The organism is Streptomyces sp. NBC_00873, assembly GCF_045207415.1.
In the GTDB taxonomy this organism is placed as follows: domain Bacteria; phylum Actinomycetota; class Actinomycetes; order Streptomycetales; family Streptomycetaceae; genus Streptomyces.
In genome coordinates, this window is sequence record NZ_CP108803.1 from 8,211,681 (window position 1) to 8,230,284 (window position 18,604).

The window sequence follows — 18,604 nt, forward strand, 5'->3', positions numbered from 1 at the left end:
CCGTTCGTGACCACGGACCTCAAGACGACTGAATCAGGCCTTCGCTACCGCAACGCCGCAACGTCCGGTGTGTCTACCTCCTGGAGATGATCATGTCGCAAGTCAATCGCCGTTCCTTCCTCACCTGGTCCGCGGTGGTGGGCGCGGCGGCCTTCAGTACCCCCCTGTTCGGAGCGGGGCTGGCAGCAGCTGCGCCCGGCCGACCGCCGAAACTGGACTCGTTGACCAGTGACTGGCTGTCGGCACGGGAAGTGAAGCACTTCCCCGCGGTCAGCAACTTCTGGGGAGCCGTAGGGTCCTCCCCCAATGTGCTGGGAATCCGCAACTTCACCCTTCCGCCCTATGTGGACGGCGGTGGCGACTCCTGCGTGCTGAGCGTGGACGGCGTGCCGGTCGCTACCAGGGAGTCGCGCTGGTCGGCCTATGAGATCACGCGTAAGGCGACCACCGCCTCGGGGGTGGCGATCCGGACCGCAACCCGGCTCGCCTTCGAACGCAACGAGTTGCTGCTGCGCATCACCGTCTCCAACCCCACCGCGGCACCGATCACGGTGTCGGTCAATGCCAATCCACGCATTGCCAAGGCGGCGCTTCCGGCCCAGTGGGCGTGGGATGCCCCACGGCCCCGCGGCAACCACACCTTCACCGCGCACAAGGTCTCCGAGTCGAGCCTGCTGATATCCGACAGTGCCTCTTCGGCGGTGACCGCGTTCGCGTTCACCCCGGCGCCCACGCTCACCACGGCATCGGCCGGCGGAAGCGCCCAGTGGTCGGTCGCCGCGGGGCAGTCAGCGACGATCGACATCGTCATGGAGGTGGGCGAGACCTCGACGGGGAAGCCGCTGGCGGACATCAACGACGGCAACGGCGTTGTGGACGCCTGCAACGCCACGCTGGGCGCTTTCGGAGCGGCCTTCAACACCGCCCGCAAGAGCTGGGAAAAGCGCTGGCAAGACGCCTTCACACCCGGGAACGGCCACTACTCGGGATCCCTGCCCGTCCTGACCAACACGAACGACACCGCCATCGCCCGCCTGTACTACATGAGCATCCTGTCAGTGCTGGCAATGGAGCGCACCAATCTCGGCCCCGAGTTCTCCACCATTCTCGGCAGACCCACCGGACCCGGCGCCTTCCAAGGGTGCGACCGCGTCTATGTGACGGGGGCGCCCGAGAATGCGTCGACGGTCACCTACTTCTGGGACACCTCCTACTCCTCCATCATCCAGACGCTGCTCGATCCGCAGACGGTGAGGACCGTAGCCACCTACTGGCTCACCAAAGACATCTATGCCGGATATGCCATCGACTGGGTGTCGGGCAAGACCGTCGGCCCGTGGTACAGCGCGAACGACCTCACCGTCTTCACGACGATCCTCAACTACGTCAACTACAGCGGCGACGTGTCCTTCCTGGACACCACGATCTCCAGCTCCGGCAAGACCGTCCTCGAACACCTGAAGGCCATCTCCACCAACTGGCAACGCCTGGTACCGCAGGGGCAGTCGCTGGCCGACTACGGCGAGAACCACAACCTCCTGGAAGTTCTGCCGAAATACGTGCACCAGGTGCCGTCGTTCAACGCGGCCAATGTGTGGATGATGCAGCAGGCCGCCGGCCTGTTCGACCGCGCGGGTGACAAGGCAACCGCCAAGGACCTCGCCGACAGAGCCGAGGCCCTGCTGATCGAGGTTCTCAAGCTGTACGACCCGGCCAACAAGGGCGTCTGGAACTGCAGGCGCAATGACGGCACCACCGTTGCCGTACGGCATGTCCTCGACTTCGCCATCGCCGGTAACCTGCTCGCCCCGTCGCTGACCGACGAGCAGAAGACCGCCATGAAGCAGTTCGCCACCGACGAACTGCTGGCCGGGGACTGGATGCGCGCCTTGTCCCTTGCCGACTCCATGGCGCCGGTCGCCCGTACCGACCACGGCACCAGCGGCGCCTACGACGCCTGGCCCTCACTCACTGCCCAGACCTTCGCCCGGTTCGGCGATTACCCGGCATTCCTGTCGCTGCTCAGGCGATTTGCTGGCGTGACCGGACAAGGCCCCTTCAGCCAGTCCCACGAGATAGTCCAATCCGCGGGGGTGTCGGTCACCGACCGGCCCGCGTTGAACGCCGACGGAGCCGTGACGGTCTCCGCATGGATCAGCCCCTCGAGCTGGCCGACGCGCGTGTGGCAGGGCAGCATCATCGCCAAGGACTCTTGGGGCAGCGAGGATGCCGGCTACGTGCTCCGCGGCGGCGCCGACGGCCAGATCTCCTTCGTCGTCGCCCTCAACGGCCGCTTCACCGATGTGCAGACCACCACCACGGTCCCAACGTCGGGGTGGCATCACGTCGCGGGTGTCTACGACGGCGAAAAGTTGCAGATCTTCATCGACGGTACCGTCCAAGCCACACGAGCGGCCACCGGGCAGATCACCCCCTCCACCGGCACCCCGGTGGTCGTGGGGAATCACCCCAGCGACTCCACCCGCCGTTTCAGCGGCGGCATCGACGAGGCACGTGTCTACACGCGGGCGCTGTCAGCCACCGAGATCAACGCCCAGTACGAAGCCGCCACCCCCGCCACCGGCGCCACCGACAGTTCCCTGGTGCTCCGACTGCCCTTCAACGAAGGCAAGGGCACAAAGACCACCGAGTTGATCACAGCCCAGGCCAGCAACATCGAAGGGGCAGCATGGTGCAGTAGCAGAACCGGATTCGGCACCGCACTGGCCCTCTCCGCCGCAACGACCGACTACCACGCCGCCATCGCCCCAGCCAGCCAATTGCAGGTCTTCAACAACTGTGCCGGCGGGAACTTCGCAGAGGTGATCATCAGCGAGCTGTTCGGCTACGCCCCCGAAGGCGCCGCCGCCAGATTGCGGAGCGCAACAACGCCCCGAGGAATCACCGCGACACTCTCAGGCGTCGTCCTCAACGGCAAGAGCCAGACGATCAGCAGCGGCCCCGACGGCCTGTCGCTTGCCTGAGCCGTCCGCGGCCCCCAACTCCCCCATGACACCGTCATGGGGGAGTTGGGGAGCCGCTCGTCGGTGACCTCGTTTCGAAGGGAAGCACGAAATGCCCGAACCAAAGGAAAGCGAAGGGAAGCACGAAATGCCCGAACCAAAGGAAAGTGGCCGGTTGGCCCGTCGTCATCTTCTGCTGTCCGCCGGTGGAGTGCTGGCCGCGGGCGTTGCGGGAGTTGGCGGTTCCGGCGGCAATGCCTGGGCAGCCGAGCCGGATGCGGTTTCAGCCGAGGCGGGCCGGGACTATGTGCGCCTGGTCAATCCGTGGGTGGAAGCGGATCGGGGCCGGTTCTTCTTCTTCCAGTCCGCGAGCAACCCGTTCGGCATGATCAAGCTACGGCCGGACACGAGCACGAACACCCTTTGGGGGACGGGCTATCGGCACGATGAGAACAACGTCAAGGGTTTCAGCCATCTTCATTGCTGGCAGATCGCCGGCGTGCAGGTGATGCCCACCAGCGGTGCGGGTGTGTCGAAGCTGCAGGGCGACACCGGCTGGCAGTCGTCTGTGAAGCACGACGCGAGTGAGGTCGTCGAGCCGGGCTACCACCGGCTGCATCTGGACCGGTATGGCATCACCGCCGAGCTGACCTGCACCGATCGCGTGGGCCTGCACCGCTATACCTACGACAACGCCGGCCGGAGTGAGATCATCATCAACCTCGGCGGCATGCTGGGTGAAGCGAAGATGAAGGGCGCCCACGTCACCAGGGTCAGTAACGACGAGATCGAGGGCTACGTCGACCAGGGAGGATATCTCACCGACGGCCTCTACTGGCCCCAAACGCCGCCGGAAAAGAACCGACTGTTCTTCAGCATCCGGTTCGACAAGCCGTTTGATTCGCTGCGTGGTTGGGCGGGTGGGAGCCTGGCCGACGGCGGTGCGACGATCGAGGAGCTGTCCGGCGACAACATGGGGGTGTACGCCTGCTACGAGCAGCTGGATGCCGGTGCGGTCGTGCAGATGAAGGTGGGGTTGTCGTTCACCGGGGCGGCAGGGGCGCGCAAGAATCTCCAAGCGGAGCTGCCGGGCTGGGACTTCGAAGCGGTGAAGCAGGCGTCCCAGCAGCGCTGGAACGTGATGATGGGACGCATCGACGTCGAAGGCGGCTCCGAGCAGCAGCAGGTCAAGTTCTACACCGATCTGTTCCACGTGCTGTGCGGGCGCAGCACGATCAGCGACGTGGACGGCAAGTACCTGGACAATACCTGGCGGAACGGCAAGGTCAAGCAGATCCCGCTGGACGATCGCGGCGTGCCGCGGTTCGCGATGTACAACTACGACGCGGTGTGGTTGACCCAGTGGAACCTCAACACCGTGCTCGGTTTCGCGTATCCGGAAATCTACAGCAGCTTCGTCCACTCGCAACTGCGGATGTACCAGGACGGCGGCCTGCTGCCGCGCGGCCCACGCTTTGGCGACTATTCGTTCGTGATGACTGGCTCGGCGGTGACGTCGTTCATCACCGGCGCCTGGAACAAGGGGATCCGCGACTTCGACATCGACCTGGCCTACGACGCCATGCTCGACGCCCAGTCCATCGGCGGCCTGTTCGACAAGGCCCCGTACGGGTACGCGTCCTGGTTGGGAGACGGTGGGAATGCCCGGCCGTATCTTGATCACGGGTATGTGCCGCACAACATGTCGGATTCCTGGAAGTCGCGTGGTGCTGGGGAGACGCTGGAGTTTGCGTTCCAGGACTGGACGTTGGGGCAGTTGGCCCGGCGGCTGGGCAAGTCGGGGCTCAACATCTCGCAGTTCGCCGAGGTGTCGGTGTCCTCGCAGGTGAACGATTCGAACTTCGCCGGTGTGCGGGCGGTGGACGGTCGACCGATCCGCTCCAGCATGGTGCCGTCTCAGAATGTGGAGTGGGCGTCCACAGAACGGAACCCGTGGATCAAGCTGAGCTGGCGTGAGGAGAAGCGCGTCCACAAGGTGGTGATCAGCGATCGGGCGGACCCGAGGTCGAGCGCGAGCTCCGGCGTTCTGACGTTCAGCGACGGGTCGACGATCGCGGTGAAAGATATCCCCACCGATGGCAGGAACAAGGTGGTGGCCTTCCGGCCGAGGCGGGTCAGCTGGGTACGGTTCGATGTGACCGGCGGTAGCGGCGAGAACGTGGGGCTGAACGAGATCGAGGTATGGGACGACACCGACGCCGGCGCCTACCTGATCGAGCGGTCGGGCAACTGGCAGAACCTGTTCGACAGGTCCACCGAGTTCATCCGGCCCAGGGCTTCTGACGGACGGTGGCTCTCGCCGTTCGACCCGCTGTCCAGCAACGAATTCGTAGAGGCCAACTCCTGGCAGGCCACCTGGTACACCCCACACGATGTGACCGGCCTGGCCAACCGGCTGGGCGGCAGGGACGCCTACGCCGACAAACTCAACTACGCCTTCGACCACTCCAAAGGTGCCAATTTCATTGGCGAAGAGGGGGGAAACGGCGACGATGGAGCCTACGTCAACTACGGCAACCAGCCCGGTTTGCAACTGGCGCACCTGTTCAACTACGTGGGCAAACCGTGGTTGACCCAGTACTGGGTGCGACAGGTGAAGGAAAAGGTCTACTCCTCTATATCCACCACTGATGGGTACGGTCACCACGACGAGGACCAGGGCCAGATGGGATCGCTCAGCGCACTGATGGCGATCGGCCTGTTCGAAGTCACCGGAGCGAGCCTGTCGCGGCCGGTCTACGACATCACCTCACCGATCTTCGACAAGGTCACCATCAATCTCAACACCGGCTACTACCCCGGCCGGCAGTTCCGGATCGTCACCCACGACAACTCTGCGGCCAACATGTACATCCAGCGCGCCACGCTCAATGGGCAGAAGCTGGACCAGGCCTGGTTCCACCACGACCAGCTGACCGCCGGCGGAACACTGGAACTGTGGATGGGCGACCAGCCGAACAAGGCGTGGGGCGTCAAGCAACTGCCGCCTTCCCACTCACCACAGGCACCCGCGGTCATCTACTCCACACCTGACCAGGTTCGGGTGGGTCCCGGCGAGAACGGCACGATCAGGCTGGAGGCGAAGAATCTCACCGGCGAAGCGGTCACGGTGAACTGGCGGACCAACGCCCCCACGGGTCTGCGGACCGAGCCGGCCAGCGGCACGCTGACCGTCCCAGCGGGCGGCACAACCGGCCAGGACCTTACCCTGCGGGTTGCCGAGGACACTCCGGAAGAGCTTCACCGGATCACCTTCACCGCCCTGGCCGCCGACGGAACCGAACTCCCCGACGGCGTGCTCTACGTGAACGGCGTGCCGGCGATCTCGGTGTCGACTGGACCTGCGGAGTTGCGCCTGTTGCAGGACACCGCGGCTACGTTCCAGGTCCGGCTGGTCAACAACGACAGCCAAGCCCAGGACACGGAAGTCTCACTGCAAGCCCCGCAGGGCTGGCAGGTCGAACCCGCTACCCGAACGCAGCAACTCGCCGCCGGTGCCACTGCTACCACGACCTTCACCGTCACCCCGCCGGCGAACGCCTCGGGGGCGCAGACCCTCGTCGTGAAGGTCAAGAACGGGCCGGGCACGTCCCACCACGAGGTCTCCGCCACCGTCCACCACGCGATCGCTGTGGTCGGGGCTATCGATGTGGCGACTGCGGGATTCGCTCTCACCCCCAACCGTTACGCCGCCTACCCCAGCACCTTCCCCAACGATGTCGACTTCACCGTCGGCAGCAGCGACCCTGCATCCGCGTGGAGTTACATCCACCCCGGACCCGACGACGCCTGGGCCGGAAAACGAGCCCACACCTTCACTCTGCGCTTCGACCTCCCCCAAATCCCCGAAAACGACCTCGCCTTCACCGCATGGCTGGTCGACACCCAACAGACCAGCCCTCCGAAACTGGCCCTCAGCCTGAACGAACAAACCGCCACCATCATCCAGCTCCCGGCGGGCGGCGGGGACGGGTACCACTGGGGCGACGGACGTGGTGGCAACATCCGACCCACCATCCTCGATTTCCCCCTGCCCGCCAGCCAACTCCGCGCCGGGAAGAACGTCATCACCATCACCACCCAAACCGGCTCATGGCACGTCTACGACGCCATCGCCATCCGCGAAACCACCCCATAACCAGCAAGCACAACCAAGACCGAAAACAGGAACCACAGTCCCCGAGAAGGGCACCGCTTACGCCCACGACAACCCGCCACCTGCCCCGGCGCCGTTGCAGGGCCCGGGCGGGTGGCCACCTGATGCCGGCACCGCCTCGGCCGAGCTCTGCTCGGCCGAGATTCCTCGTCACCAAAGGCCGGGCCACCAGTCCGCGGCCCAGGCACTCATCCTCCTCGGGGGCAACCGAGCCACAGGAGTACCCGCAATGAGTGAAACAAGTCGTCGTACCTTTCTCAGGTGGTCGTCAGCCCTGGCAGCCGGCGCGTTCGCCGCTCCGCTACTCCCTGCCGCACTGGCCAAAGCGACTCCCGGAACCGCCCCGGCGCTGGATGCGCTGACCAGCGACTGGCTGGCGCCGTCGGCTCTCAGGCACCTGCCCGCCATCAGCAACTTCTGGGGCGGCATCAACGTCAGCCAGAACGTGCTCGGCTTCACGAACTTCACGCTTCCGCCGTACGCTCAGGGCGGTTCGTCGTGCGACCTCACGGTGGACGGCGCCGGGCTCACCACGACCAGCTCGCGTTGGTCGGCCTACGAGATCCTCCGCAAGGCCACCACGGCCAAGGGGCTGACCGTCCAGACCGCGACCCGGCTGGCCTTCGAGGCCAACCAGCTCCTGCTCCAGGTGACGGTCTCCAACCCGACCGCGACACAGGTCACGACCACGCTGTCAGTGAATCTGAACCCCCGCATCCGCAAGAGGACGTCTGGCTGGTCCTGGGGCGTTCCGCGGCCCGGCGACAATAACTTCACCGGACAGACGGTGGGCGCCCCGGCTGCGAACGTCATGGTCTCCGACAAATCGAGCCCTGCGGTGACCGTCTTCGCGGTGAGTCCCGCGGCGACGCTCACCGCGTCCGGATCGAGCGGCACCGCCTCGTGGGACCTGACCCTTGCCGCGGGCGCGGCCAAGACGCTGACCATCGTCATGGCCGTCGGCGACACGTCGACCGGTCAAGCCCTGGTTGCCGTGTCGGACGGTCAGAACGTGGTCGACGCGGCCAACGCCACCCTGGAGAATTTCACGTCCGTCTTCACCGCCGCCGCCACCGGATGGTCGACCAGGTGGACTCAGGCCTTCACCTCCAAAAACACGCACTTCACCGGTTCTCTGCCGGTCCTGACTCCGGAGAACACCGCGACCGGCAACGCGATCGCGCGCCTCTACTACATGAGCGTTCTCTCGGTGCTCACCGTCGAGCGCACCAACCTCGGGCCCGCGTTCAACACCGTCCTTGGCCGGACCGGAACCTTCTCCGGCCTCGACCGGGTCTACGTCACCGCCGCCCCCGAGTACGCGCCGACCGTCACCTACTTCTGGGACACGTCCTACGCCTCCGTCATCCTGTCGCTGCTTGATCCGACGGTGCTACGGACCATCACCAAGACCTGGATGTCCAAGGACATCTACGGCTGCTACGCCGTCGAGTGGATCCAGGGCGGAACCGTCGGGCCGTGGTACTCGGCGAACGACCTCACCGTCTTCTCCACCACCCTCAACTACGTGAACTACAGCGGCGACCTCGCCTACCTGCAGGAAACCGTGAACAGCAAGACCGTTCTGCAACGTCTGACCGACAACTCGACGCACTGGAAGTCGCTGGTGCCCGCGGGCGGAAAGCTGGCCGACTACGGTGAAAACCACAACCTGCTCGAAGTCCTGCCGAAGTACACCAACCAGGTCGCGTCGTTCAACGCGGCGAACGTCTGGATGATGAACCAGGCCGCTGCCTGGCAAGAGGCGGCGGGCGACACCACGACGGCCACGAGCCTGCGTTCCTCCGCGGACACGCTGCTGCCTGAGGTCCTCGCCCTGTATGCCCCGGGTGAGGGCGTCTGGAACTGCAGGCACGCCGACGGGAGCCTGGTCGCGGTCCGCACCGTCCTCGACTTCGCAATCGGGGCGAACCTCCTGGCCGACAAGCTCACCAGCACGCAGAAGACCGAGATGAAGAAGTTCGTCACCGATGAACTGCTCGACGGCGACTGGATGCGGGCACTGTCCTTCCGCGACTCCCAGGCGCCGGTCGATCGGGTTGATCACGGAACGTCCGGCGCCTACGACTCCTGGCCTGCCCTGACCTCACAGACCTTCGCCCGGTTCGGCGACTACGCCGGCCTGCTGAACCAGTTCACCAAGTTCTCGAACGTGACCAGCAAGGGCCCGTTCAGCCAGGCGCACCAGCTGACATACCCCAGCACCAGCGTCTTGGTGCCCGACCGGGCGAGCCTCAACCCGGCGCAGGCGTTGACGGTGTCCGCGTGGGTCAACGCCAGCAGTTGGCCGAAGGAGATCTGGCGGGGCAGCATCATCGCCAAGGACACCTGGGCCCAAGGCAACGGGGGCTACGTCCTGCGCGGCGGGGCGGGTGGCCGCCTCTCCTTCGCCATCACCGTCGGCGGAAACTGGGCAGACGTGCAAACGACCGCGACGGTGCCGACCTCGGGATGGCACCACGTGGCCGGCGTGTACGACGGCGCCACGATGAAGATCTACATCGATGGAGTCGAGCAGGCCACGCGAAGCCAGACCGGCTCCCTGACCGCCTCCAGCACGCCCGTCGCCATCGGCAACTGTCCCTCCGACGACACCCGCAAGTTCGTCGGAAGCATCGATGAGCCCCGCGTCCACACGCGGGCGCTGTCCGCCGCCGAGATCACCGCCGCGTATCAAGGGACCACTGCGACGGCGGGAACGCAGGACCCCGCCCTTGTCCTGCGGGTCCCCACCAACAACGGCTCCGTCGTGACCACCGCGGACTCGGCGAAACTCAACCCCGAGCAGACGCTGACCGTATCGGCCTGGGTCAACGCCACGAGCTGGCCCAAGACGAGCTGGCGGAGCATCATAGCCAAGGACACCGAGGACCAGGGCAACAAGGGCTACGCCCTGCGCGGCCGCGCAGGTGGCCGCATCTCCTTCGGCATCGCCGTCGGCGGAACTTGGACAAACCTGGAAACGACCGCCACCGTCCCCACCGGCGGGTGGCACCACGTCGCCGGCGTGTATGACGGCGCCACCATGAAGATCTACATCGACGGGGTGGAACGCGCCTCCCGAACCCTCACCGGCGCGCTGACCCCCTCGACCGGCGTGGCGGTGCTCGTCGGCGGCACCAGCAAGGGCGGCGACGACACCCGCACGTTCGTCGGCACCATCAACGAAGCCCGCGTCTACGACCGCGCGCTGACTGCCACCGAAGTCACGTCGAAGTACAGCGGCGGTGTGGCCAACGAGTCCATCGCCGACCCGGCCATGACCCTGCGCCTGCCCTTCGACGAGGGCACCGGCTCATCGACCACCGAGGCGACCACCGGGACGGCGATCCCGACCGGCGACGCCACGACCTGGTCGACGGGCAAGACCGGATTCGGGAAGGCGCTGGTCTTCGGGGCCGCCTCAACCGTCCCGGCCGTAGGGGTCCCCGCGGAGCTGGTCATGACGTACAACGAAATCTGCGGAGGCAAGTTCGCTGACGTCATCATCAGCGACCTGTTCGGCTACACACCGAACGGCTCGACGACGGCATTGCAGGACGCCACGATGTCGCGCGGGTTCAACGGAACACTGTCCGGAGTGATGTTCAAGGGCGTCAGCCACACCATCACCAGTTCGTCGACGGGGTTGTCCATCACCGCGGAGTGACCCTGACAGGTTGCCGACCTCGATCGGGGTCGGCAACCCGCGGGTGGGGTCAACGGCGGCCAGGCGTGTGCTGAAGACTCAGGGCGGTGTCGATCTCGTCGCTGTCGACCCCGGTCGGGGCCGGTGCGAGGGAGGTGTGGGGCTCGGAAAGTCATCTCTGCAGGTGGCAGCGGTGGGCCAGGTTCGACTGGCACCATGCCGGTGTGATCGTTTCGCTGCTGTACAAGGTGGCTTGCAAGTTGTTGTCCGTCCCCGGGGCACTGCTGCGCAACAACACATCGAAGGCCGCCGAGGTGCTCGTGCTGCGGCACGAGAATGAGGTCCTGCGCCGTCAGATCGCTGGCCCGTTCCGCTACGAGTCGGCGGACCGGTTGTGGTTGGCGGCGCTTTCCAGCCTGATACCTCGTCACCGCTGGCGGAGGGTCTTCCCGGTCACTCCCGGCACGCTGTTGGCCTGGCACCGCAACTTCATCGCGGCAAAGTGGGCGCACCGGCCCAGAATGGCTGCACAGCCTGTGACCTGCAGCGTTGCCGGGTGCTCAGGCGGCTCGGCGGTATTCATTGATCAGGCCAGCGACGGCTTGTCGGCGTTGGATTCGGGCCGCGGATAGGCTTCTGACGTTCGGGTCGGCCAGAGGCGCGAGCTGGTCCCGGCCACAGCCTGACGGCAGATTCCGTGGAGAGCCCGTTGCGGTGTGAGCCGCACGGCGGGTTCGGAGAGCGGCCTGAGGAAACGGACCAGGAGCAATCCTGGCCCCGCGCCTCAGGTCGACTCACCGACCCTTAGGCAGGGGGCGCAGCATGCCGGGGCGGGACGGCCGGGGCGCCTTCGGCCCCACCGCACCGCCGACGAGCCGCGCGGGGCAGCGTGATAGCTTGCCAAAGCCAGTCAAACTCCACGTAGGGGTCAGGGAATCCGGTGCGAATCCGGAGCTGACGCGCAGCGGTGAGGGGGACGGGCGGGGCCACGGCCACTGGGACATCCACGGGTGTCCTGGGAAGGCGTCCCGTTCGAAGGAACCCGAGTCCGAAGACCTGCTGGCACCTGCCGCCCGGTACCGGGCGGCAGCACTCCGTACAGCGGGCTCCGCGCATGAGCCCTGAGACGCAGAGGGACTCCGTGCCATCCATAGCCAGCCCTGCCCGCGCCGCCGCCCTGCTCTCGGCGGCACTCCTCCTGCTGACCGCGTGCGGCGGAGGGACCGACAACTCCACGGCCAAGTCGGCTGGTGGCGAAGGCTATCCGGTGACGCTCAGGAACTGCGGCCGCACCGTCACCGTCGAAGCCGCACCGCACCACGCCGTCTCCGTCGACCAGGGATCGACGGAGATCCTGCTCTCCCTCGGCCTCGCCGACCGGCTGGCGGCCACAGCCACCTGGACCGACCCGGTGATGAAGGGACTGGAGAAAGCCAACGCGAAGGTGCCACGCCTCTCGGAGAACCGGCCGTCGTCGGAGAAGGTCCTCGGCCAGGAACCCGACTTCGTCAGCGCCTCGTTCGAATCGACCCTCGCCAAGGGCGGCGTCGCCCCCCGCGAACAGTTCGAGGAGCTCGGTGTCCCCACCTACGTGTCGCCCGCCGACTGCACCGGCAAGGACAACAGCGGCGGCGGCGACGGAGCGCGTACCCAAGCACTGACCATGGACAGCGTCTACGGCGAAGTGCGCGACCTCGCCGCGGTGTTCGGCGTCCAGCAGCGCGGCGACGAGCTCGTCGCCCGGCTGCGGGAGCGGGTGAAGAAGGCCACCGACGGCATCGACGCCTCCGACACCACTCTCCTCTACTGGTTCTCCGACTCCAAGGCCCCGTACCTGGCGGGCTGCTGCGGCGCACCCGGCGTCATCACCAGGGAGCTCGGAGCGAAGAACGTCTTCGACGACACCCATGAGGAATGGCCGCAGATCAGCTGGGAGACCGTCGCCGACCGCAACCCCGACGTCCTCGTCATCGGCGATCTGACACGCAAGGCACAGACTGCCGAGAGCGCCGCGAAGAAGATCGAGTTCCTGGAGTCCAATCCCGCGACGAAGAACATGGACGCTGTCAAGCACAAGCGGTACGTGCTGCTCAGCGGCCAGGCCATGAACCCGTCCATCCGGACGGTCGAGGGTCTGGAACAGGTCGCCGCCGGGCTGTGGACGTTCGGGCTCGCCGGGTGACGGACACCGAACGGGTCGCAGCGGTACGTACGGAGCAGGCACCCGGAACCGATACGCACCGCAGGGACGGTGGCGCACGGGGGCTGCGCGACGGTGTGCTGTGGGCCGCGGGCGTCGCCCTGCTCGCGCTGTCCGTCGCCGTCGCCCTCACCATCGGCCCCGCCCGGATCTCCGTCGCCGACGTCTGGTCCGCGGTGGCAGCCCATCTCGGGGTGGGCGATTCGCGGCTCACCCCGATCCGGGACGGCATCATCTGGAACCTGCGCATGCCCCGTACTCTGCTCGCCGCCGTGTGCGGCGCCGGGCTCGCGGTGTGCGGCACGGTCATGCAGTCCCTCCTCCGCAATCCGCTCGCCGACCCGTTCGTCCTCGGCGTCTCCTCCGGGGCGTCGACGGGCGCGGTCGTGGTCGTCGTACTCGGGGTGGGCGGGGGAGCGGTGTCGATCTCGACCGGGGCGTTCATCGGGGCGCTCTGCTCGTTCGCCCTCGTGCTGCTGCTCAGCCACACCCTCGGCGGCACGACGGACCGGGTCGTCCTCTCCGGCGTCGCGGCCATGCAGCTGTTCTCCGCGCTGACCTCCTTCGTGGTGATGACCTCGGCCGACGCCGAGCAGACCCGAGGCGTGCTGTTCTGGTTGCTCGGCTCGCTCAGCGGGGTCGGCTGGACCGATGTCTGGGTCTGCTTCACCGTGCTCGTCGTGACCCTGCTGATCTGTCTGGGCCACGCCCGTACGCTCGACGCCTTCGCCTTCGGTCAGGACGCGGCCGCCGCCCTGGGAGTCGATGTCGGCCGCACCCGGATCGTGCTGCTCTGCACGACCGCGCTGCTGACCGCCGCGCTCGTCAGCTCAGCGGGCGCCATCGGCTTCGTCGGGCTGGTGCTGCCCCATGCCGCCCGGGCGCTCACCGGCTCCGGGCACCGGCGGCTGCTACCGGTCACCGCGCTGGCCGGGGCGGTGTTCCTGGTCTGGGTCGACACGCTCGCCCGGACCGTCCTCGATCCGCAGGAGGTGCCGGTGGGCGTCGTCACCGCCCTCATCGGCGTACCCGCGTTCGTATCGGTCCTGTACCGCACCCGGAGGACCACATGACATCCATCGGCACCGCCGCAGGTCTGCGCGCCCAGCGTGTCTCCCGGGAGGCGGGCGGCCGTCTCGTGCTCGACGGGGTCTCCCTCGTCCCCCCGCCCGGCGCGACCGTCGGACTCCTCGGGCCCAACGGGTCGGGCAAGTCCACGCTGCTGCGGGTGCTCTCGGGGGTCCTCGCGCCGGCGGCGGGCGTGGTGACGCTCGACGGCGAACCGCTCGCCGCAATCGGCCGGCGCACCGTCGCGCAGCGGGTCGCCGTGGTCGACCAGCACGCCGACACCCAGGTCGAGCTGCGCGTCCGGGACGTCGTCGGGCTCGGCCGCATTCCGCACCGCCGTGCCTGGTCCGCGCCCAGCCGCGCGGACGACGAAGCGGTACGCGAGGCGCTGGAACGCACCGGACTCGCCGAACGCAGCGACCAGTCCTGGCACACGCTCTCCGGGGGCGAGCGCCAGCGTGTCCAGATCGCCCGCGCACTGGCGCAGCAGCCGCGTGAACTGCTGCTGGACGAGCCGACGAACCATCTCGACATCCAGCACCAACTGGAGCTGCTGTCCCTGGTCACCTCGCTGCCCGTCACCGGCGTCATCGCCCTGCACGACCTCAATCTGGCCGCGATGTTCTGCGACCGGATCGTCGTCATGAAGGAGGGGCGGGTGGTGGCCGGCGGTACCCCGGCGGAGGTGATCACCGAGGAACTCATCGCGGATGTGTACCAGGTACGGGCGGTGGTCACCCAGGACGGCCCGGACGGGCGGCCCTCGGTGCGGTTTCTGCCCGGACGGGCGGAGTAGCCGGACGTACGGAAGCAGGAGGCGGAACCCAGCACGGTGCGGGCCCGCCCCTGGCCTGTCCGCTGCCGGGAGCCGAGCCTGCCCGGTCACCGGGACCGGCCGTGGAACTCACCTGGTGAGGCCGTAGTGACGGTAGAGCTCCTCCTCCTCGGAGACGGAGAGATGCGCATCCGCGTCCACCCTCGGGGCGGCTTTCACGCGGTCCTTCGGATGGGGGATGTGCAGATCGGAGCCCACCCGGCGAGCGCCCTCCAGAGGCACGAAACTCTCCTTCATGCCGAACAGGCCGGTCTTCACCGTGATCCAGTCCGGTCTGCCGGTGGCGTCGTCGAGATACACCCGCCCCACGGTGCCGACCTTCTCGCCCCTGGGGTCGTACACCGTCAGGCCGTCGAGCTCCTTGGCATCCGTGAAACCGTCAGCGGCTCCCATGACCGGTCCCTCCTCGCCCGGGCGCGCGTCCTGTGGGCAGCTCCACCGAGGAAGGCACGTCCGGCTTCCATCGAGCCTCACCCGGATGGGCGATGCAACTTCCCGGCCCGGAACGGTGGCCCGTCGCGTCCGGGGCGGCGGCGTGCGATGCCGGTGGTGGGGGCACAGACCCGGCGTTGGGCCGTTCGAGTGAGGTCGTGGCGGTGTGGAGGCGTACGTGGGATCGCGGACGGCTACCTCGGGCGGTCCGGCCGAACGGCGCGCCGGCCGCACCTCAGTCATCGGCATCGACATGGTCTCCAAGCTCGGCATCTGCGCCAACGCGTCCGTGGTCGGCGCGCTCGTGGCGATGCTCATCGGCCGCATCCCGCTGAGCTTCATCCGCACGGAGCCGCGCCGCCCCTGCCGCATATGATCGACAGGCCGTTTCCGACCGTCGTCCTGCCGTGCCATCGGGGGTGCACCATTCGTTCCGTACGCGTCCGCCCACCCGGACAACGGGGCGAGCTGCTGACCCGGCAGGAGGACGGTCTCGCCCTGCACCACCTCGTCTGGCGGCTCGGACCCGGCTGGCGGGTGTGCAGCAGCGCCGTACTCGGCGGCGGCATCGGGATGCGCGAGTGGATCCTCAACGCCCAGGTGCCCGGTGGTTATCCGCGCCTCGACCCTGACCGGCACCTCGCCGAGATCGCCGCCGCCGAAGCGCTCACCGGTCCCGGTGCCGGACTGATGACCGCGGCCGATGTCACCGCGTACACCGTCGCCGACGACGAGGGCGTGACCGCGACCGCCACCAGCGGTCTGGGCGTACGGGGCTGGGCCGCCGACCCGGCCGCGGGACACGCCGGGCCGCTGCCGCCGGGCACGGTGAACATCGTCGTGACCGTCCCCGTGGCCCTTTCCGACGCCGCTCTGGTCAATGCCGTCGCGACCGCCACCGAGGCGAAGGTCCAGGCGCTTCTGGACGCCGGACTCGACTGCTCCGGCACCCCCACGGACGCGGTGTGCATCGCCTCACCGGAGCCTGGACCCGGCGCGGCCGGGGAACCGTTCGCGGGCCCGCGCTCGACGTGGGGATCGCGACTCGCCCGAGCCGTGCACACCGCCGTACGGGAGGGCGCACTGCGGCACCCTTGACCTCGCACCGCCCACGCGCCGACGAAGGGACCCTTGCTCTCATGACGTCCACCCCTGCCAACTCCATCCCCGAGCGGCCGACCGTGGCCGTCCTCGGCACCGGGATCATGGGATCCGGCATGGCCCGGAGCCTGCTCCGCGCCGGACTCGACGTCCGAGCCTGGAACCGTACGCAGGCCAAGGCGGCCCCCCTCGCCGCCGACGGCGCCACGGTCACCGAAACGGCGGAGGAAGCCGTACGCGGCGCCGACGTCATTCTGACGATGCTGAACGACGGACTCTCCGTGGCCGCCGCGCTCACCGCCGCGGCGCCCGGGGTGCAACGCGGCCAGGTCCTGCTGCAGAGCTCCACCGTCGGGATCGACGCCACCACCGAACTCTCCCAGAGGGCGGCGGACTTGGGGCTCGCATATCTTGACGCCCCGGTTGCGGGTACCAAGCAGCCCGCGGAACAGGGTGCGTTGACGGTCTTCGTCTCCGGTCCGTCCGCCGTCCGCCCGTCGGTGAACCCTGTGCTGAACGCGATCGGACAGCGCACGGTCTGGGTCGGCGAAACACCGGGCGCCGCCTCGCGGCTGAAGCTCGTGGTCAACACCTGGGTGATCAACATGGTGAGCAGCATCGCCGAGTGCCTGAACCTCGCGGAGGGGCTGGGCATCGACCCGCAATCGTTCCTCGACGTGATGAAGGGCGGCCCGCTGGATTCGGCGTATCTCCAGGGCAAGTCCGCCGCGGTCCTCTCCGGCGACCTCACCCCGAGCTTCACCCTGTCCACCGCGCTCAAGGACACCCGCCTCATCCTTGCGGCCGCCGAACAGACCGGGGTGACGCTGGATCTCGTCGCCGCGTCGGCGAACCGGTTCACGCGTGCGGAGGAGGCGGGACACGGCGGCGAGGACATGATCGCCACCTACTTCGCGGGCCGCCCTGCGGAGAAGGACGACGACTGACCGTCCCCGGTCGCGGCGTGCGCCGGGGCCACGCGCTCCGTGGCCCCGGCGCACGCCAGGAACGTGGTGCGCGGCCCGACCCGGTCATGTCCGGGGCGTCTGCCCCGGCCGTCCGCGCTCTGTGCGCCGTCATCTCGTCACGCTCCCCTGGTCGTAGGCCATGAGGTGTATGCGCCTGCCTCCGGCAGGGGCGCCCATGCGTGAAAGAGCGAGTCGATCCGGCCAATCGGCGTGACTGGCCGGGAATGTTCGTGATCCGGCGTCACAACCGCTCAGGTGAGGAGCGGGAGAGCACAGAACCGCCCCACCGGTACGGGGGAGCCCGGTGGGACGGTCACTATCAGACTGCCACAGGAGTCGGCCGAATGCGGCGCGACCGGTCCGTATCGTTGGGCAGTTGAGTCGAAATCGATTCCGGACCGGGCAGCGGGGCGGGTCAGTCGCGCGGGTATCCGGCCCGTCGGCGATCTGACGCCCACAAGTCAGCTGCGGATGGAGCATCGTGAACGGGCCCTGCATCAGCAGCGTGACGCTTCGGCCCCGCAGGGCGTGCCGCTCGCGCGGTGCAAGGTCAGGACCTCCCCGCCGTCGATCCGTACGGCCCCGCCCGTGACCGAGGTCCCGGACGGCAGCAGTCCCCCCCACGGCGCGCATGGCCAGGGACTTGCCACTGCCGGACTCGCCGACGATGCCGATGCATTCGCGACGACGATCGTGACGAGCAGGGCCGGCAGCGCGAGCAGCAGATCGGCCCAGCGGCGTACGACGGCGTCGGTCCAACCCTATGCCGCTCGATCCGGATTCATTGCGGCCCTGCGAACACTCCGGCCCCGGGAATACGTGCATGCCGAATGGACTTTTCGCTGCTGTAGCCCACGGTGGCGGTGCCGACAGCCGATGCCATGAACCGGAGCGAGGGAGCTCATGCCCAAGGCGTACGTATTCACCCGCAACGGCGGACCTGAGGTGGAAGCATTCGTCGAGCAGGAGGCACCGACCCCTGGGCCCGGGGAGCTCCTGGTCGCGGTCCGGGCGGCCGGAGTGAACCCCGTCGACTGGAAGCTCCGCAACGGGTACACCCGGCCCGGCAGCACGGCGCCGGGGTTCCCCGCCGTGTTCGGCAGCGAGGTGGCCGGGACCGTCGAGCGGGCCGGCCCCGGTGCCGAGGGGTTCGAAGTCGGAGACGCCGTCTTCGGCAACCCGCTGAGCGGTGGGTACGCGGAGTACGCCGC

10 protein-coding genes, 2 pseudogenes and 1 riboswitch are annotated in these 18,604 nt (G+C 67.9%); of the genes and pseudogenes, 11 read left to right on the forward strand and 1 reads right to left on the reverse strand.

All coding sequences use genetic code 11. From position 1 onward, the window contains the following. Nucleotides 1-92: 92 nt before the first annotated feature. The 7 genes from OH809_RS37925 to OH809_RS37955 all read left to right on the forward strand — a co-directional run bounded on the left by OH809_RS37925 (nt 93) and on the right by OH809_RS37955 (nt 14,853). On the forward strand, nt 93-2,984 hold the full coding sequence (locus OH809_RS37925) for a LamG domain-containing protein (protein WP_406416675.1): 2,892 nt from the start codon (nt 93-95) through the stop codon (nt 2,982-2,984). Nucleotides 2,985-3,111: 127 nt separating this feature from the next. Then, entirely contained in the window at nt 3,112-7,122 is a 4,011-nt protein-coding gene (locus OH809_RS37930; RefSeq protein WP_406416674.1) for a glycoside hydrolase domain-containing protein, read from the forward strand. A 247-nt stretch (nt 7,123-7,369) separates the two neighbouring features. Then, complete coding sequence (locus tag OH809_RS37935) at nt 7,370-10,810, forward strand: LamG domain-containing protein (RefSeq protein ID WP_406416672.1); 3,441 nt, start codon at nt 7,370-7,372, stop codon at nt 10,808-10,810. A gap of 203 nt (nt 10,811-11,013) precedes the next feature. After that, the gene (locus tag OH809_RS37940; RefSeq protein WP_406516118.1) at nt 11,014-11,421 is read left to right on the forward strand and encodes an integrase; all 408 of its coding nucleotides are present in this window, start codon (nt 11,014-11,016) and stop codon (nt 11,419-11,421) included. Nucleotides 11,422-11,679: 258 nt separating this feature from the next. Further along, nucleotides 11,680-11,868: riboswitch (cobalamin riboswitch) on the forward strand. A gap of 62 nt (nt 11,869-11,930) precedes the next feature. Beyond that, nucleotides 11,931-12,971 carry an ABC transporter substrate-binding protein gene (locus tag OH809_RS37945; protein WP_406416668.1) on the forward strand — a complete coding sequence of 347 codons (1,041 nt, stop codon included), beginning with the start codon at nt 11,931-11,933 and terminating at the stop codon, nt 12,969-12,971. Continuing rightward, nucleotides 12,968-14,062 carry a FecCD family ABC transporter permease gene (locus OH809_RS37950; protein WP_406416666.1) on the forward strand — a complete coding sequence of 365 codons (1,095 nt, stop codon included), beginning with the start codon at nt 12,968-12,970 and terminating at the stop codon, nt 14,060-14,062. The genes OH809_RS37945 and OH809_RS37950 overlap by 4 nt, the downstream gene beginning before the upstream one ends. Further along, a complete protein-coding gene (locus tag OH809_RS37955; protein ID WP_406416664.1) occupies nt 14,059-14,853 on the forward strand; it encodes an ABC transporter ATP-binding protein in 795 nt (264 codons plus the stop codon). Before OH809_RS37950 ends, OH809_RS37955 begins: the two co-directional genes overlap by 4 nt. 111 nt (nt 14,854-14,964) lie before the next feature. On the opposite strand, the pseudogene OH809_RS37960 reads toward OH809_RS37955, so the two are convergent. After that, a pseudogene (locus OH809_RS37960) lies at nt 14,965-15,285 on the reverse strand (PRC-barrel domain-containing protein); the annotation flags it as partial. Between the two features lie 217 nt (nt 15,286-15,502). Between OH809_RS37960 and OH809_RS37965 the strand changes: the two are divergent. The 4 genes and pseudogenes from OH809_RS37965 to OH809_RS37980 all read left to right on the forward strand — a co-directional run. Then, nucleotides 15,503-15,700 (forward strand): hypothetical protein, encoded by a 198-nt coding sequence (locus tag OH809_RS37965; RefSeq protein ID WP_406416662.1) that lies wholly within the window; start codon nt 15,503-15,505, stop codon nt 15,698-15,700. Beyond that, nucleotides 15,697-16,422: an adenosylcobinamide amidohydrolase gene (locus OH809_RS37970; protein WP_406416660.1), complete on the forward strand. Its 726-nt coding sequence runs from the start codon at nt 15,697-15,699 to the stop codon at nt 16,420-16,422. Before OH809_RS37965 ends, OH809_RS37970 begins: the two co-directional genes overlap by 4 nt. A gap of 41 nt (nt 16,423-16,463) precedes the next feature. After that, on the forward strand, nt 16,464-17,372 hold the full coding sequence (locus OH809_RS37975) for an NAD(P)-dependent oxidoreductase (RefSeq protein ID WP_406416658.1): 909 nt from the start codon (nt 16,464-16,466) through the stop codon (nt 17,370-17,372). A gap of 924 nt (nt 17,373-18,296) precedes the next feature. Beyond that, nucleotides 18,297-18,599 (forward strand): annotated as a pseudogene (locus OH809_RS37980) (alcohol dehydrogenase catalytic domain-containing protein); the annotation flags it as partial. Nucleotides 18,600-18,604: the final 5 nt, after the last annotated feature.

Excerpts from the sequence above, each read along its gene's own strand:
- OH809_RS37925 (WP_406416675.1), top strand. The coding sequence starts at position 93 with ATGTCGCAAGTCAATCGCCGTTCCTTCCTCACCTGGTCCGCGGTGGTG.
- OH809_RS37930 (WP_406416674.1), top strand. The coding sequence starts at position 3,112 with ATGCCCGAACCAAAGGAAAGTGGCCGGTTGGCCCGTCGTCATCTTCTG.
- OH809_RS37935 (WP_406416672.1), top strand. The coding sequence starts at position 7,370 with ATGAGTGAAACAAGTCGTCGTACCTTTCTCAGGTGGTCGTCAGCCCTG.
- OH809_RS37955 (WP_406416664.1), top strand. The coding sequence starts at position 14,059 with ATGACATCCATCGGCACCGCCGCAGGTCTGCGCGCCCAGCGTGTCTCC.
- OH809_RS37970 (WP_406416660.1), top strand. The coding sequence starts at position 15,697 with ATGATCGACAGGCCGTTTCCGACCGTCGTCCTGCCGTGCCATCGGGGG.
- OH809_RS37975 (WP_406416658.1), top strand. The coding sequence starts at position 16,464 with ATGACGTCCACCCCTGCCAACTCCATCCCCGAGCGGCCGACCGTGGCC.